At 72.7% G+C, this 14,539-nt stretch carries 15 protein-coding genes; 13 read left to right on the forward strand and 2 right to left on the reverse strand.

Features of this window, described 5'->3' with window-relative positions; translation table 11 throughout:
• Positions 1 to 12 precede the first annotated feature (12 nt).
• Together cofE and KLP28_10510 are read right to left on the reverse strand one after the other, a co-directional pair.
• Complete coding sequence (cofE, locus tag KLP28_10505; GenBank protein QWC86924.1) at positions 13 to 1,023, reverse strand: coenzyme F420-0:L-glutamate ligase; 1,011 nt, start codon at positions 1,021 to 1,023, stop codon at positions 13 to 15.
• Positions 1,024 to 1,040: 17 nt separating this feature from the next.
• On the reverse strand, positions 1,041 to 2,069 hold the full coding sequence (locus KLP28_10510) for a 2-phospho-L-lactate transferase (GenBank protein QWC84045.1): 1,029 nt from the start codon (positions 2,067 to 2,069) through the stop codon (positions 1,041 to 1,043).
• Positions 2,070 to 2,262: 193 nt separating this feature from the next.
• On the opposite strand from KLP28_10510, the gene KLP28_10515 reads away from it, so the two are divergent.
• From KLP28_10515 to KLP28_10575, 13 genes are all read left to right on the forward strand, one after another.
• A complete protein-coding gene (locus KLP28_10515) occupies positions 2,263 to 2,520 on the forward strand; it encodes a WhiB family transcriptional regulator (GenBank protein QWC84046.1) in 258 nt (85 codons plus the stop codon).
• A gap of 313 nt (positions 2,521 to 2,833) precedes the next feature.
• Complete coding sequence (locus KLP28_10520) at positions 2,834 to 3,181, forward strand: DUF3499 domain-containing protein (GenBank protein ID QWC86925.1); 348 nt, start codon at positions 2,834 to 2,836, stop codon at positions 3,179 to 3,181.
• A 75-nt stretch (positions 3,182 to 3,256) separates the two neighbouring features.
• A complete protein-coding gene (locus tag KLP28_10525; GenBank protein QWC84047.1) occupies positions 3,257 to 3,583 on the forward strand; it encodes a hypothetical protein in 327 nt (108 codons plus the stop codon).
• A 26-nt stretch (positions 3,584 to 3,609) separates the two neighbouring features.
• A complete protein-coding gene (locus KLP28_10530) occupies positions 3,610 to 4,995 on the forward strand; it encodes a phosphomannomutase/phosphoglucomutase (GenBank protein ID QWC84048.1) in 1,386 nt (461 codons plus the stop codon).
• Complete coding sequence (locus KLP28_10535; GenBank protein QWC84049.1) at positions 4,992 to 5,162, forward strand: Trm112 family protein; 171 nt, start codon at positions 4,992 to 4,994, stop codon at positions 5,160 to 5,162. Before KLP28_10530 ends, KLP28_10535 begins: the two co-directional genes overlap by 4 nt.
• A gap of 14 nt (positions 5,163 to 5,176) precedes the next feature.
• The gene (locus KLP28_10540; protein ID QWC84050.1) at positions 5,177 to 6,208 is read left to right on the forward strand and encodes a hypothetical protein; all 1,032 of its coding nucleotides are present in this window, start codon (positions 5,177 to 5,179) and stop codon (positions 6,206 to 6,208) included.
• A gap of 152 nt (positions 6,209 to 6,360) precedes the next feature.
• Positions 6,361 to 7,791 (forward strand): adenosylhomocysteinase, encoded by a 1,431-nt coding sequence (gene ahcY / locus KLP28_10545; protein QWC84051.1) that lies wholly within the window; start codon positions 6,361 to 6,363, stop codon positions 7,789 to 7,791.
• A 71-nt stretch (positions 7,792 to 7,862) separates the two neighbouring features.
• The gene (locus KLP28_10550) at positions 7,863 to 8,672 is read left to right on the forward strand and encodes a response regulator transcription factor (protein QWC86926.1); all 810 of its coding nucleotides are present in this window, start codon (positions 7,863 to 7,865) and stop codon (positions 8,670 to 8,672) included.
• An 83-nt stretch (positions 8,673 to 8,755) separates the two neighbouring features.
• Positions 8,756 to 10,339: a HAMP domain-containing histidine kinase gene (locus KLP28_10555; protein QWC86927.1), complete on the forward strand. Its 1,584-nt coding sequence runs from the start codon at positions 8,756 to 8,758 to the stop codon at positions 10,337 to 10,339.
• Positions 10,336 to 12,207, forward strand: coding sequence for a GerMN domain-containing protein (locus KLP28_10560; GenBank protein ID QWC84052.1), 1,872 nt, complete (start codon positions 10,336 to 10,338; stop codon positions 12,205 to 12,207). The genes KLP28_10555 and KLP28_10560 overlap by 4 nt, the downstream gene beginning before the upstream one ends.
• 103 nt (positions 12,208 to 12,310) lie before the next feature.
• Positions 12,311 to 13,027: a ComF family protein gene (locus tag KLP28_10565; protein ID QWC86928.1), complete on the forward strand. Its 717-nt coding sequence runs from the start codon at positions 12,311 to 12,313 to the stop codon at positions 13,025 to 13,027.
• A 117-nt stretch (positions 13,028 to 13,144) separates the two neighbouring features.
• The gene (gene raiA / locus KLP28_10570) at positions 13,145 to 13,801 is read left to right on the forward strand and encodes a ribosome-associated translation inhibitor RaiA (GenBank protein ID QWC84053.1); all 657 of its coding nucleotides are present in this window, start codon (positions 13,145 to 13,147) and stop codon (positions 13,799 to 13,801) included.
• Between the two features lie 55 nt (positions 13,802 to 13,856).
• Positions 13,857 to 14,531, forward strand: coding sequence for a response regulator transcription factor (locus tag KLP28_10575; protein ID QWC84054.1), 675 nt, complete (start codon positions 13,857 to 13,859; stop codon positions 14,529 to 14,531).
• Positions 14,532 to 14,539 lie beyond the last annotated feature (8 nt).

A 14,539-nucleotide genomic window follows, 5' to 3' on the forward strand; every position in this document is an offset into this window, starting at 1 on the left:
CGCGTGGCGACGTCAGCGGGGAGTCAGGCGGACGGCCACGGCGTAGGTGTCGCCCTCGTGGCTCTCACTGCGATCACCCACACCCCAGCCGTGGGCCGTCGCGACCCGCGCGACGTCACCGAGCAGGGTCCCCTGCGCGAGGAGCGCGGACGGTTCGACGGGTGCCTCGGTGGCCACGAGCAGTCCGCCCGCGACGCGGGTGACCTCGCACCCGACGACGGCGGGCTCGGCGAGGTCGGCGAGGCGGTGCACCATCTCGACGACGTCGACCGGGGCGCCGAACGCGTCCGGCGGGTGTGCGGTGCAGGCGGCGACGACGGCCTCACGGGCCCCCAGCGCGAACATGTCGAGCCGGCGGGACCGGACGAGTGACGCGGCACCCGGGCCGGCCTCGTCGAGCACGTGCGTGTCGAGTCCCCGGACCAGGCAGAAGGGGCGTCCGCCGGTCTTGCGGGTGACCAGCTCGGCGGTGGCGGCGACCTCGTCGGCCACGGCCGGCGCGGTGACACTGAGGGGGTTGCCGTGGGTGTCCTCGCGGCCCGCGTGGTCGTCGAGGACGCGCAGCCCGGCCACCCCGATGGCGAGGTCGGTCTGCCCGAGCCGCCACGGGCGGCCCGCGGTGTCGGTGATGACGACCGCGACGCGGCGGCCCGTACGCCGACCGAGCGCGTCGCGCAGCCGGCGGGCGCTCGCGTCGGGGTCGAGGGGCAGGTGCACCAGCGTGCCGGGGGTGACGTTCGAGGCGTCGATGCCGGCCGCGGCCAGCACCAGGCCGTGGCGCGTACGCACGATCGAGGTCGGGCCCCGGCGTGCCACCACGTCCACCGTGTCGCCGTCGATCGCGGTCGCGCGGTCACCGACGGAGGTGGCTCCCTCGGCCTTGCTGACCACCTTGGAGGTGACGGTCAGGACGTCGCCGTCGGCGACCTGGAGCCCGGTCGTGCTCAGCGCCTCGAGCAGCAGGGTCACCAGGTCGTCACCCTCGGCGACCTCGGGCACCCCGTCGAGTCCCCAGGCCTGCAGCGTCGATGCCCCGGCGGTCACCGGGGGCCCCGTGGGGCCGCCCGGGCGGCGAGCGCGAGGGCGTCGCGGACCATGCCCGCGGTGGTCGCGGGGTCGGTCATCAGCAGCGGCCGCGCGAGCGCAGGGATGCGCGCCGCCTCGAGCCGCCCGACGACGCCCTCGTCGACGGTGTCGACGAGCCAGCCGTCCAGCAGGCCGCCGCGCAGCCGGGACCCGTAGTGCTCGGCGACGGCGTCGGCGCTGCAGGCGACCCCGATCGCCTCGAGCACCTGACGGGCGAAGCCGCGCACGTGGTCGCCGCCGACGATCGGCGAGAGCCCGATGATCGGTGCCGCCGTGCGGTGCAGTGCCTCGCGGATGCCGGGCACGGCGAGGATCGTGCCGACCGAGACGACCGGGTTCGACGGCGGCAGCAGCACGACGTCGGCGGCCTCGATCGCCTCGACCACGCCGGGGGCGGGGGAGGAGGCGTCGGCGCCGATCGGCAGCACCGCGTGTGCGGGCAGTGCGGCACCGAGCCGCACCCAGTACTCCTGCAGGTGCACCGCGCGGCGTCCGGACGGCTCCTCGGCGTCGTCGACCACGACGTGGGTCTCGACGCGGTCGTCGGTCATCGGCAGGAGGCGTACGCCCGGCTTCCACCGTCGGCACAGCGCCTCGGTGACCGCGGAGAGCGGGTAGCCCGCGTCGAGCATCTGCGTACGCACCAGGTGCGTGGCGAGATCACGGTCGCCGAGACCGAACCAGTCGGGGCCCACGCCGTACGCCGCCAGTTCGTCCTTGACCGTCCAGCTCTCCTCGCGCCGTCCCCAGCCGCGGTCGGGGTCGATGCCGTCCCCGAGGGTGTACATCACCGTGTCGAGGTCGGGGCAGATCTTGAGGCCGTGCAGCCAGATGTCGTCGCCGGTGTTCGAGACGACCGTGACGTCGACCTCGTCGCGGCGACCGGTCTCGGTGAGGTGGTGCAGGAGACCGGTGAGGAAGCGCGCGCCGCCGATCCCCCCGGAGAGCACCACCAGGCGTGAGGGGCTGGTCGTGTCGGGCATCGGATGATTGGTAGCGGTCGGCAACCGAGACGGTCAACTCATGAGGCGTGTCATCTGCCTGTCGAGACCCGGTCTCGGCGTGTCGCAAACTTTTCTCGCGGTTTCAGGCATTCCGCTTGACGTTCGGTAACGACACGCATGTAATTTCTCTCGTGTCAGTCCATCGGGGACTGCGGGGAGGAAGGGACCAGACATGCTGAGGGAGCTGCACGCACTGGACGACCTGGCCGAGGAGCCGGGCTGGCAGGAGCGCGCCCTGTGCGCGGAGACCGACCCGGAGGCGTTCTTCCCCGAGAAGGGCGGCTCGACCCGGGAGGCCAAGCGGGTGTGCCTGACCTGCGACGTGCGCAACGAGTGCCTGGAGTACGCACTCTCCAACGACGAGCGCTTCGGCATCTGGGGCGGTCTGTCCGAGCGCGAGCGCCGCAAGCTGAAGAAGCGCGCGGTCTGAGACCGCGCTGAGGCGCCGCGCCGGCGGCGTACGCACCACCGACACCTGCGGGGAGTCGGTCGGCTCGAGGGGAAGGAGAGCCGACCGACTCCCCGTCGTCGTTCCCGTCCCCGGCCCCTGAACGCCCGCAGGTGCGGGCTTCCCCGTGCATGTGCGGGCCCGCAGACCCGCAGGAGCACGGGTAGGGCCGCAGGTGCGGGCGTTCCGGGGGGAGTGGGCGAGCCTGGTCGGAACGACCGAGGCCGCCGCGTACGCTCCTGGCGTGGCCACCCGTCGACGTTGCTCCCGCACCGCCTGCGCGCGGGCCGCGGTCATGACGCTGACCTACGTGTACGCCGACCAGACCGCGGTGCTCGGTCCGCTGGCGATCGCGGCGGAGCCGCACGCGTACGACCTCTGCGAGGAGCACGCCGAACGACTGTCGGCCCCCCGGGGGTGGGACGTGGTGCGGCTCTCGACCGACCTCGGCTCCCGCGCCCCGAGCGACGATGACCTGCTCGCTCTCGCGGACGCGGTGCGCGAGGCCGCCAACCGTCCTCAGCCGGCGCTCTCACCTGAGCTGGAGCAGGTCGGGATCGACGCGAACGGATCCGTCGAGACCGGCCGTCGCGGCCACCTCCGGGTGCTGTCGCAGCCTGTGGACGACGCCGAGGACGCCTGATCACTGTTGCGATCTGACGCGACGCGGCGACCGCTCGGCGTAAGAGGGCGCCGGGCAGACCGGTCGCGTCGCGTCGTGGACTCGCCACGGTCGCTGCTGCTGCACCCACTGGTGCTGCCGTGCGCGGTGACACTCGTGGCGTACGACGCGCTGCTTGGATTCGACCTGATCATCGGTCGATCCGAGGCGGCGCCGGCGTTTCTCGGGGTCCTGCTGCTGGCGGTGGCGGCGCTGCTCGGTGCCACGACTGGGGCGGCCGCTGCCGCGGCTTGGTCGCGTCCTGTCGACGGGAGCGTTCCTGCATCGGCCCGTTGGCTCCGGCTGGCGTCGGCGTGGCCCGTCGTCCTACTCGGCGCCGGACTGGCGACCGGGGTGCTCGCGTTGGCGGGCGTCCACGTCTGAGCTCACTGCACAGTAGGGTCGCCGGCATGGACGAGGCCTCCGCGTACGACAGCGAGAGCACGATCGATCCGGCAATCGTGGCGGCGACCTTCAAGGCGTACGACGTGCGCGGCCTGGCCGGTGAGCAGATCACGGAGACGCTCGCGGCGGCGACGGGCAAGGCGTTCGTGGAAGAGCTCGCCGTGGGCGAGGTCGTCGTCGGTCACGACATGCGACCGTCCAGCCCGGGCCTGGCGGCTGCCTTCGCGCGCGGGGCCTCAGGTGCAGGGGCGGCGGTGACGATGATCGGGCTGGCCTCGACCGACCAGCTCTACTTCGCCTCCGGCGCTCTCGGCATGGCCGGGGCGATGTTCACGGCCAGCCATAACCCGGCGCAGTACAACGGCATCAAGATGTGCCGCGCCGGCGCGGTGCCGGTCGGTCAGGACACCGGTCTCTCCGCGCTCGCCGACCGTGTCGCGGGCGCGACCGACCCCGGGCCCGGCGACGACGAGCCCATCGACGAGCGCGACGTGCTCGAGGACTACGCCGCCTACCTCCGCTCCCTCGCACCCGTCGAGGGCCGCCGGCTGAAGGTCGTGGTGGACGCCGGCAACGGGATGGCGGGACACACCGCGCCCGCGGTCCTGGGCGGGCTCGACCTCGACGTGGTCGAGATGTACTACGAGCTCGACGGCACCTTCCCGAACCACGAGGCGAACCCGATCGACCCGGCCACCCTGGTGCAGCTCCAGGCGCGCGTCCGCGAGGAGGGCGCCGACGTCGGTCTCGCCTTCGACGGCGACGCCGACCGCTGCTTCCTCGTCGACGAGCGGGGCGAGCTCGTCGACCCCTCGGTGCTCACCGCGCTGATCGCCGACCGGGAGCTGCAGCGCGAGCCCGGCTCGGTGATCATCCACAACCTGATCACCTCCCGCGCCGTGCCCGAGATCGTCGAGGAGCTGGGCGGCACGGCGGTGCGTACGCGGGTCGGTCACTCCTTCATCAAGGCGCGCATGGCCGACACCGACGCCGTCTTCGGCGGCGAGCACTCCGGCCACTTCTACTTCCGCGACTTCTGGCGTGCCGACTCCGGGATGCTCGCGGCCCTGCACACCCTCGCCGCCCTGGCCGAGACCGACCGGCCGCTCTCGGCGCTCCTGGCCTCCTACGCCCGCTACGTCGCCTCCGGCGAGATCAACTCGACCGTCGAGGACGGCGAGGCCGTCATGGCCGAGCTCGAGCAGCGATGGGCCGAGGACGGACAGGTCGACCACCTCGACGGGCTCACGGTGACCGCCGCCGACTGGTGGTTCAACGTGCGCCCGTCCAACACCGAACCCCTGCTGCGCCTCAACGCCGAGGGCGCCGACCGGGCCACCATGGAGCGCGTACGCGACGCCGTGCTCGCCGTCATCAGGAGAGACGCATGAACCTCGACAAGACCCTGCTCGACCTCCTGGCCTGCCCCCAGTGCCACGGCGGGCTGCGCGCCGACGAGGAGCGGGAGGAGCTCGTCTGCGAGACGTGCCGCCTGGCCTACCCGGTGCGCGACGACATCCCCGTGATGCTCGTCGACGACGCCCGCAGCACGGCCTGAGGCGCGCGTCGACGATGGTGCTGGACGACGGTTTCGAGGAGTCCCGCCTCGACGACCCGACCGCCCTGGCCTCGCACGACGGCGCGCTGAGGTCCCTGGCCGAGGCCGGGGCACGCGTACGCCGCGAGGTCGGGATGGCGGCCGAGGACGCCGCGCGCGTCCGCGAGGAGCTGGGCGGGTCACGGCCTCGCGCGGTGGTGGCCGCGGGCCCGGACTCCCGCCTGCTCCGTGCGGTGCTCGAGCCGTGGTGCCCGGTGCCCTTCGTCGCGTGGCCCGGGTCCGGGCTCCCCGGCTGGACCGGCGGGCTCGACCTGGTGGTGATCCTCGCGCCGGAGGGGGCGGACCGTACGGCGGCGAGCGCCGTCGCCGAGGCTGCCCGGCGCGGGGCGCAGGTGCTCGTCGTCACGCCGAAGACCTCGATGGTCGCCGAGCACGCCGGACGCGACACGGTGGTGGTGCCGGCCACGACCGGCGACCAGCTCGCCACGGCGGTCGTGGCCCTCGGCGTGCTGCACGACCTGGGACTGGGGCCCGGCTGCAACGCCGAGAAGGTCGCCGACGCGCTCGACCAGGTCGCCGTGGACTGCGGTCCGCAGCGCGACCTCGTCACCAACCCGGCGAAGGAGCTCGCGATCGCGCTCGCCGACGCGGTGCCGGTGGTCTGGGGCGGCTCGGTGCTCGCCGCCCGGGCGGCCCGCCGCGTGAGCGAGGCGATGCGGCGCTCCACCGGGCGCAGCGCCGTCGCCGGCGACGCGGAGAACCTGCTGCCCGTCCTCGAGGGCGCGCCGCGGCGCGACGTGTTCGCCGACCCCTACGCCGACGAGCCCGCTGCGACGAGGCCGGTGCTGGTCGTGCTCGACGACGGCAACGAGGCCCCGATGGTGCGCGAGGACCGCGGGCGTCTGCTCAGCGCGGCCCAGCAGGCAGGCGTACGCGTCGAGACCGTGCGCCACGACACGGGCGAGGCCCTCGCCTCCTACGCGGCGCTGCACGCGACGGGCTGCTGGGCCGCGGAGTACCTCGCGCTGGGGCGTACGCGGGACTGAACCCCGTGGCCGCGCACCGGGCCCGGGCCGAGGTGCTGGTCACGTGTGCACGGCGAGGATTCGGGCGTACGCGGGCGCGTCGCTACGCTCAGCGGTGGGCGTGAGCCAGCAGCCGCTGCCCAAGACACCCCAACCGTAAGGACACCCGCTTCATGGACTTCAAGGTCGCAGACCTCTCCCTGGCCGAGTACGGCCGCAAGGAGATCAACCTCGCCGAGGTCGAGATGCCCGGCCTCATGGCGATGCGCGAGCGCTACGGCGACTCCAAGCCGCTCGCCGGCGCCCGCATCGCCGGCTCCCTGCACATGACGGTGCAGACCGCCGTGCTGATCGAGACCCTCACCGCGCTCGGCGCCGAGGTCCGGTGGGCCTCCTGCAACATCTTCTCCACCCAGGACCACGCCGCGGCCGCGGTCGTCGTGGGCCCCGAGGGCACCGCCGAGGAGCCCGCCGGCGTGCCGGTCTTCGCCTGGAAGGGCGAGACGCTCGAGGAGTACTGGGAGTGCACCCAGGAGATCCTGCGCTGGCCCGGCGAGGAGGGCGCCAACATGATCCTCGACGACGGTGGCGACGCGACCCTGCTGATCCACCTCGGCGTCGAGGCCGAGAAGACCGGTGAGGCTCCCGACCCCGACACGGCCGAGTCCGCCGAGCAGCGCGTCGTCTTCGAGGTCCTCAACAAGACCTTGGAGGAGGACGACCGCGTCTGGACCGAGATCGCCAACAGCATCAAGGGCGTGACCGAGGAGACCACCACCGGTGTCCACCGCCTCTACGAGATGATGAAGAAGGGCTCCCTGCTCTTCCCGGCGATCAACGTCAACGACTCGGTCACCAAGTCGAAGTTCGACAACAAGTACGGCTGCCGCCACTCCCTGATCGACGGCATCAACCGTGCGGTCGACGTGCTCATCGGCGGCAAGGTCGCCGTGGTCTGCGGCTACGGCGACGTCGGCAAGGGCTGCGCCGACTCCCTGCGCGGTCAGGGCGCCCGGGTCATCGTCACCGAGATCGACCCCATCTGCGCCCTGCAGGCGGTCATGGACGGCTACCAGGTCACCACGCTCGAGGACGTGCTCGGCGAGGCCGACATCGTCATCACCGCGACCGGCAACAAGGACGTCGTCACCGCCGAGCAGATGTCGCGCATGAAGCACCAGGCGATCGTGGCCAACATCGGCCACTTCGACAACGAGATCGACATGGCCGGCCTGGAGAACTTCGGCGGCATCGAGCGCACGAACATCAAGCCGCAGGTCGACCTGTTCACCTTCCCCGGCGGCAACGCGGTGATCATCCTCTCCGAGGGTCGCCTGATGAACCTGGGCAACGCGACCGGCCACCCGTCGTTCGTGATGAGCAACAGCTTCACCAACCAGGTGCTGGCGCAGATCGAGATCTTCACCAAGCCCGACGAGTACCCGGTCGGCGTCTACGTGCTGCCCAAGCACCTCGACGAGGAGGTCGCCCGCCTGCACCTCCCCGCGCTCGGCGTGAAGCTCACCGAGCTGACGACCCAGCAGAGCCAGTACCTCGGCATCGACGCCGAGGGGCCGTTCAAGCCGGAGCAGTACCGCTACTGACCCCGGCCGGGCAGATGCGGTGACACGCCCGCGGACTCGCGTCCGCGGGCGTGGCGCCCGCAGCGGCGACGATGGCGCCACCACGGGAGAGCGAGGCCGGCAGTGGCGACAGGGACGACGAGCACGACAGCGACGACAGTGAGGGAGCCCCAGTGAGCGACCGAGGACGGGTGCTGGTCGTCGACGACGACGCGTCGCTGGCGGAGATGCTGACGCTGGTGCTGCAGCAGGAGGGCTTCGAGGCCGAGGTCTGCCACCGTGGCGACGAGGCACTGAGCGTGTTCCGGGCCTTCAAGCCCGACGTGGTGCTGCTCGACGTGATGCTGCCCGGTCGCAACGGCATCGACGTGTGCCGGGAGATCCGTCGCGAGTCCGGGGTCCCCATCGTCATGCTCACCGCCAAGGGCGACACCGTCGACGTCGTGGTCGGGCTGGAGTCGGGCGCCGACGACTACGTCACCAAGCCGTTCAAGCCGAAGGAGCTCGTCGCGCGCATCCGCGCCCGCGTACGCCGCTTCGACGACGCCAAGCCCGAGACCCTCACCGTCGGTGACGTCCACATCGACGTCGCCGGCCACCAGGTGACCCGCGACGGGCGACCGATCGGTCTGACCCCCTTGGAGTTCGACCTGCTGGTGTGCCTGGCGCGCAAGCCGTGGCAGGTCTTCACCCGCGAGGTGCTGCTGGAGCAGGTGTGGGGCTACCGCCACGCCGCGGACACCCGGCTGGTCAACGTGCACGTGCAGCGCCTGCGCGCCAAGATCGAGCACGACCCCGAGAACCCCGAGGTGGTCCTCACCGTGCGCGGCGTCGGCTATAAGGCCGGCGCAGCCGGCGGTTCATCCCAGCTGGGCGAGGACGACGCCCCCGCACAGGCCTGAGGCCGGTGACCCAGCCGCCCGTCGAACCGCGCCCGCTCGCGGACGAGACGCGGGGCGGGGAGCGGTCCGCTCGTGTCGCGCAGCTGGTCCGGCGTGCCCGGGGCACCACGAGCTGGTGGCGCCGGTCGCTGCAGGGCCGGGTGCTGGTCAGCACCCTGGTGCTGTCGGCGGTGGTGACGGGCATCGTGGGGTTCCTGCTCCACGAGCGTGTCGTCGGGGGACTGCTGCAGGCGAAGGTCAACGCCTCGCTGATCGAGGCCGGGTCGGAGACGGTGGCCGCCCAGGAGCGGCTCAGCGCGGTCAGCGGCACCGACTTCGACGCGCCGACCCAGCTGCGCCGACTGACCGACTCGATCATCGCCCGCGGCGAGGTGCGCGGCTTCTCCGTGGTGCTCCTCGGGCCCGTCCGCGGTGACGGGGTGGACCTGGGCGGCGCAGGCGTCCGCGGCACGCCGGGTCTGCTCGCCGAGTCCGTGCCACCGCGGCTTCGGGCCGCGGTCCGCGAGGACGCGACGACCGCCTGGACCTACACCCGCATCCAGTACGACTCCTCCACCCGTCAGCCGACCGTGCCCGGCGTCGTGGCGGGCTCCCAGGTGGAGCTGCCCGCGGACGCCGGCACGTACGCGCTGTTCTACCTCTTCCCGATGCAGGAGCAGCAGCGCACGGTCAACCTGATCGCCCGCGCGCTGCTGGTCGCGGGCGTCCTCCTGCTGGTGCTGCTCGGCGGTCTCACGTTCCTCGTCATCCGACAGGTCGTGACTCCCGTGCGGCTGGCCCGCCGCACCGCCGAGCGGCTCGCCGCCGGACGTCTCGAGGAGCGCATGGTGGTGCGCGGCGAGGACGACCTGGCCCGTCTCGCCGGAGCCTTCAACCAGATGGCCGCCAGCCTGCAGACACAGATCCGGGAGCTCGAGGAGCTCTCGCAGACACAGCGGCGCTTCGTCTCCGACGTCTCCCACGAGCTGCGTACGCCGTTGACGACCGTGCGGATGGCCAGCGACGTGCTGCACGACAGCCGGGCGGAGTTCGATCCGCTGACGGCGCGGTCCGCGGAGCTGCTGCAGACCGAGCTCGACCGCTTCGAGCGGCTCCTGGCCGACCTGCTGGAGGTCTCGCGGTTCGACGCGCGCGCCGCGTCGCTGGACCTGCACGAGGTCGACCTGGTCGAGCTGGCGGTCCGGGTCGTCGACGGCACCGGGCCGTTGGCGCAGCGTCGCGACACCCATGTCCGCGTGCACGCCCGCGAGGAGCCCGTCATGGTCGAGCTCGACGCGGGCCGCATCGAGCGAGTCGTACGCAACCTCGTGGCGAACGCGATCGACCACGCCGAGGGACGACCCGTCGACGTGCGGGTGGCGATGGACGACCACGCCGTCGCCCTGGCGGTGCGCGACCACGGCGTCGGGCTCTCCGAGCAGGACCTGCCTCGCGTCTTCAACCGGTTCTGGCGCGCCGACCCGGCCCGGGACCGAGCCACCGGCGGCACGGGGCTGGGTCTCTCGATCGCCCTGGAGGACACCAAGCTGCACGGGGGACGACTCGAGGTCTGGGGGCGCCCCGGCGCCGGTGCGCAGTTCCTGCTGACGCTGCCCCGTCGGGCCGGCGACGACCCCGGTGACGGGCCGCTGCCCGTGGTGCCGCGTGACGTCGAGGAGGTCGTGTGAGCTCACGACGAGTCCGACCCGGCGGGGCGCGCCGCACAGCGACGGCAGCCGTCGCCGTGCTCGCGCTGTCCGGGGCCGCGGCGTGCACGGGTCTCCCGACGGCCGGTCCGGTCGTCCGCGAGCCCGAGGTGGGCACGTCGGTGTCGGACACGTCGTCCTTCTACACCCCGCCCGGGCCTGCACCCGGCGACACCCGACGCGGCATCGTCGGAGGGTTCCTGCTGGCGATGCAGGCCACGCCCGTCAGCGTGGCGGTCGCGCAGGAGTTCCTCACCGACGACGCCGTGGACACCTGGCGACCCGAGCGACGCACCCTGGTCTACGACGGCTCCCCGGTCTCCGAGAGCGACGACGGCATCGCGCTGGTGCTCGGCGGTGCCATCGGGCTCGACGCTCGCGGGCGCTGGCTCGGGCCGCAGGACCTGGAGCCGACCGAGCTCGAGCTCGTCCGGGAGCAGGGCGAGTGGCGCATCGCCAACCCCCCGAACGCCCTGCTGATCTCGGCGAGCCACTTCGCCGACCGCTACACCCGGGCGGCGATCGGCTTCTTCGACCCCTCTGCGCGGACCCTCGTGCCCGAGCCGGTGCACTTCCCGCTCGGACCCCAGGGTGCGACCGCGCTCGTACGGGCGCTGCTGCGCGGCCCGCTCGTGCCGCAGGCGGAGCGATCCTTCGCCCCCGACGGCACGACGGTCGACCTGTCGGTGTCGGTGTCCTCCGACGGGCTCGTCGAGGTGCCCGTGAGCGCCCAGGTGCTGAACCTCTCCAGCCGTGAGCTCGAGCGGTTCGCCGTGCAGCTGTCGTACACGTTGGCCCAGGTCGGCGGCGTCAGCCGCATCCAGCTCACCACCGGCGGCGCGCCGGTGGCCACGGGCACCGCGGGCAACGCGATCCCGATCGACCTCGCGGGGACCCTCGCCCCGACGTACGCGGCTGCGGCGGGCGACCTGTTCGGTGTGCGGGACGGGCGTCTGGTGCGCATCGTCGACAACGCGCTGCGCGAGGCGGGTGAGCCGTGGACCGCGACGCCCTCCTCGGTCCGCGAGGCCGCGGTCTCCCTGGACGGCACCGTGGCAGCGGGCGTCTCCTCCGACGGCCGTCGCCTGCTGCTCGCTCCGCTGCTGCCGCTCAGTGACGAGGAGCGTCGGGGCGAGGACGGCGGAGAGGGCGACGGGGCCGGGGACGACTCGGGCGCGGGGGAGGACGCGGCGTCGTCCACGCGGGTCGGGGTCACCTTGCAGCCCGTGGCCGCCGGCCGCGACCTGCGCGAGCTCAACTGGACGCGTTTCGGTGAGCTGTGGAGTCTGGCGACGAGCCGGGACGGGGCCGTGATCCGCGTACGCACCAGCGATGGACGCACCGAGGTGGTCGACGTGCCGGGCGTCAGCGGCGAGCAGGTGACCTCGCTGCTGCTCTCGCGCGACGGGAGCCGGCTCGTGGCAGCGGTGCGCGGCGAGCGACGGGGCGAGCGGCTGGTGGTCTCGCGTGTCGCCCGCGACGAGGTGGGGGGCCTGCGCCAGGTGCTGCCGGCCAGACCGCTGCCGCTGCTGCAGGGGCTGCTCGCCGACGGCACCACGGACGTGCTCGACGTCGCGTGGACCTCCGCCACCGAGCTGGCGCTGCTGACCCGTTCGCGAGGAGGCCTGGTCGAGGTGGAGCGTGCCGCCATCGACGGCTCGCCCGTCGCCGACGACGTGCTGTCGCTGGCCGTGCCGCCGGAGGGAGCCCGCACCCTGGTGGCCAGTCCCGACCCGGAGAGCGGGATCCGGCTGCTCACCGCGCAGGGTGAGGTCTTCCAGCTGGCCACGTCGGGCAGCTGGGTGCGGCTGCCCGTGCCTCTGCTCGACGACCACACCTGGGTGGGCTGACCGGCTCACCACCCGATCTCCACAGCCCCTGACGTCACCACCGGCCGGACGGCCCCGCCTCCGCGATCCTGGTCCCGTGACGGGACGCGGCGAGGTGACGGGCATGGCCCAGGCTGCGCGTGACCTCCTCACCGGCTCGGCCTGCCTCGGCTGCGGGACCCCCGGCCGCTGGTGGTGCCCGGGCTGCCGGATCCCCGGCGAGCCGCTGGTGGCCCGACCGTGGCCTCGGCCCGCCGGCCTGGTGCCCACGGTCGCGGCCGCGACGTACGACGGTGTCGTGGCCGGCGCGGTCGTCGCGCACAAGGACCGCGGCGCCCAGGAGCTGGCCGATCCCCTGGGACGGTTGCTGGCGTGCGCGGTGAGTGGACTGCTCGCCGCTGTGCCCCCGCCCTCGGACACGACGGTGCTCCTGGTGCCGGTGCCCTCGCGTGCCGCGGTCGTCCGGGAGCGTGGCGCCGATCCGCTGCTGCGGCTGACCCGGCGCGCGGTGCGTACGCTGCGTCGCGAGCACCGGCTCCGGGTGGCGCCGGGGCTGCTGCTGCGTCACCGCGGGGGTGTGGCCGACCAGGCGGACCTCGACGCCGCGCAGCGCGCGGCGAACCTGCGGGGCGCGTTCGTCGCACCGGCCACGGCGCTGCGGCGCTGGGGCGGACGCCCCGCGGTCGCCGTCGTGGTCGACGACGTGATGACGACCGGGTCGACCGCGGCCGAGGCCCAGCGGGCTCTCCAGGCCAGTGGTGTCCCCGTGCTCGGGTGCGCTGTCGTGGCAGCCACGACGAAGCGCTTTCGCGACAGCGTCGGCGACCGTCGTGGCGGATGAGGTTCCGCGGCGCCGCGGATGCGACTAGCGTCTGGTCATGGAGCCCGGGCCGAGCCAGCGTCTCGCGGAGCCGGCTGACGCGCGCGGGCGCAACTGCTACGCAACGGAGGTCAGCGCATGGATGTCGTGTTCCGCACCCGCCACATCGAGGTCTCGGACTCGTTCAAGTCCCACGTCGAGGACAAGGTCGCCCGACTCGAGAAGCACGACCACCGCATCATCCGGCTCGAGGTCGAGGTCGAGAAGGACGACAACCCTCGTCTCGCCGACCGTGCCGTGACCGTGCAGCTGACCGCGAAGTCCAAGGGGCCGGTCGTCCGGGCCGAGTGCAGCGCCCACGACAAGATGGCGGCGCTGGACGGCGCCCTGGACCGGATGCAGGGTCAGATGCGGAAGGCGGCCGACCGCAAGCGCGTGCACCGCGGCCGGCGTACGCCCACCTCGGTGGCAGAGGCGACCGCCGACCTGCCGCTCGAGGAGCTGCAGGCCGAGCTGGCCGACGCGCAGGCCGCGGACGCGGCCCGGGCGGGCGACAGCGAGACCGAGCACCAGGTCGGTCCCATCTCGGTGGAGGGCGACGGGCCCATGGTGGTGCGGGAGAAGTCCCACGCCGCCGCGCCGATGACCTTGGAGCAGGCGTTGTACGAGATGGAGCTGGTCGGGCACGACTTCTTCCTCTACGTCGACAAGCGCAGCGAGAGGCCCGCGGTGGTCTATCGTCGGCGGGGTTACGACTACGGCGTGATCTCCCTGGACGTGCAGCCGGAGGCCTGAGGGATCTCGGCGCCCGGCAGCCGACCAGACGACACCAGTGAGGGCGAGTGAGCACATGACGGTCACGGACACCGGCGAGCCCATCAGGGTCGTCGTCGTCGACGACCAGGAGCTGTTCCGCCGCGGTCTGATCATGCTGCTGGGCGTCGAGGGCGACATCGAGGTGGTGGGCGAGGCGAGCGACGGCAACGCCGCCGTCGACCTCGTCACCTCCTCGATGCCCGACGTGGTGCTGCTGGACGTGCGCATGCCGAAGGGCCCCGGCCTCGAGGCGTGCGTGAAGATCCACGAGCTCGTGCCGAGCGCCAAGATCATCATGCTGACGGTCTCCGACGAGGAGTCCGACCTCTACGACGCCGTCAAGAGCGGGGCCTCGGGCTATCTGCTCAAGGACGCCTCGATCGACGAGGTCGCGCAGGCGATCCGCGTCGTCGCGGACGGCCAGTCCCTCATCAGCCCGTCGATGGCCATCAAGCTCATCGACGAGTTCAAGGAGATGTCGCGGGCGGACCGCAACGCGGTGCCGACACCGCGTCTGACCGAGCGCGAGCTCGAGGTGCTGCGGCTGGTCGCCACGGGCATGAACAACCGTGAGATCGCCAAGGAGCTCTTCATCTCCGAGAACACGGTCAAGAACCACGTGCGCAACATCCTCGACAAGCTGCAGCTGCACTCGCGCATGGAGGCCGTGATGTACGCGGTCAAGGAGCGCATCCTCGACCTCCCCTGACACGTACG

It is taken from the genome of Nocardioidaceae bacterium, assembly GCA_018672315.1.
GTDB lineage: Bacteria > Actinomycetota > Actinomycetes > Propionibacteriales > Nocardioidaceae > TYQ2.

Excerpts from the sequence above, each read along its gene's own strand:
- KLP28_10540 (QWC84050.1), top strand. The coding sequence starts at position 5,177 with ATGGTGCTGGACGACGGTTTCGAGGAGTCCCGCCTCGACGACCCGACC.
- KLP28_10550 (QWC86926.1), top strand. The coding sequence starts at position 7,863 with ATGGCGCCACCACGGGAGAGCGAGGCCGGCAGTGGCGACAGGGACGAC.
- KLP28_10535 (QWC84049.1), top strand. The coding sequence starts at position 4,992 with ATGAACCTCGACAAGACCCTGCTCGACCTCCTGGCCTGCCCCCAGTGC.
- KLP28_10520 (QWC86925.1), top strand. The coding sequence starts at position 2,834 with ATGACGCTGACCTACGTGTACGCCGACCAGACCGCGGTGCTCGGTCCG.
- KLP28_10530 (QWC84048.1), top strand. The coding sequence starts at position 3,610 with ATGGACGAGGCCTCCGCGTACGACAGCGAGAGCACGATCGATCCGGCA.
- KLP28_10515 (QWC84046.1), top strand. The coding sequence starts at position 2,263 with ATGCTGAGGGAGCTGCACGCACTGGACGACCTGGCCGAGGAGCCGGGC.
- KLP28_10575 (QWC84054.1), top strand. The coding sequence starts at position 13,857 with ATGACGGTCACGGACACCGGCGAGCCCATCAGGGTCGTCGTCGTCGAC.
- KLP28_10565 (QWC86928.1), top strand. The coding sequence starts at position 12,311 with ATGGCCCAGGCTGCGCGTGACCTCCTCACCGGCTCGGCCTGCCTCGGC.
- raiA (QWC84053.1), top strand. The coding sequence starts at position 13,145 with ATGGATGTCGTGTTCCGCACCCGCCACATCGAGGTCTCGGACTCGTTC.
- ahcY (QWC84051.1), top strand. The coding sequence starts at position 6,361 with ATGGACTTCAAGGTCGCAGACCTCTCCCTGGCCGAGTACGGCCGCAAG.
- KLP28_10510 (QWC84045.1), bottom strand. The coding sequence starts at position 2,069 with ATGCCCGACACGACCAGCCCCTCACGCCTGGTGGTGCTCTCCGGGGGG.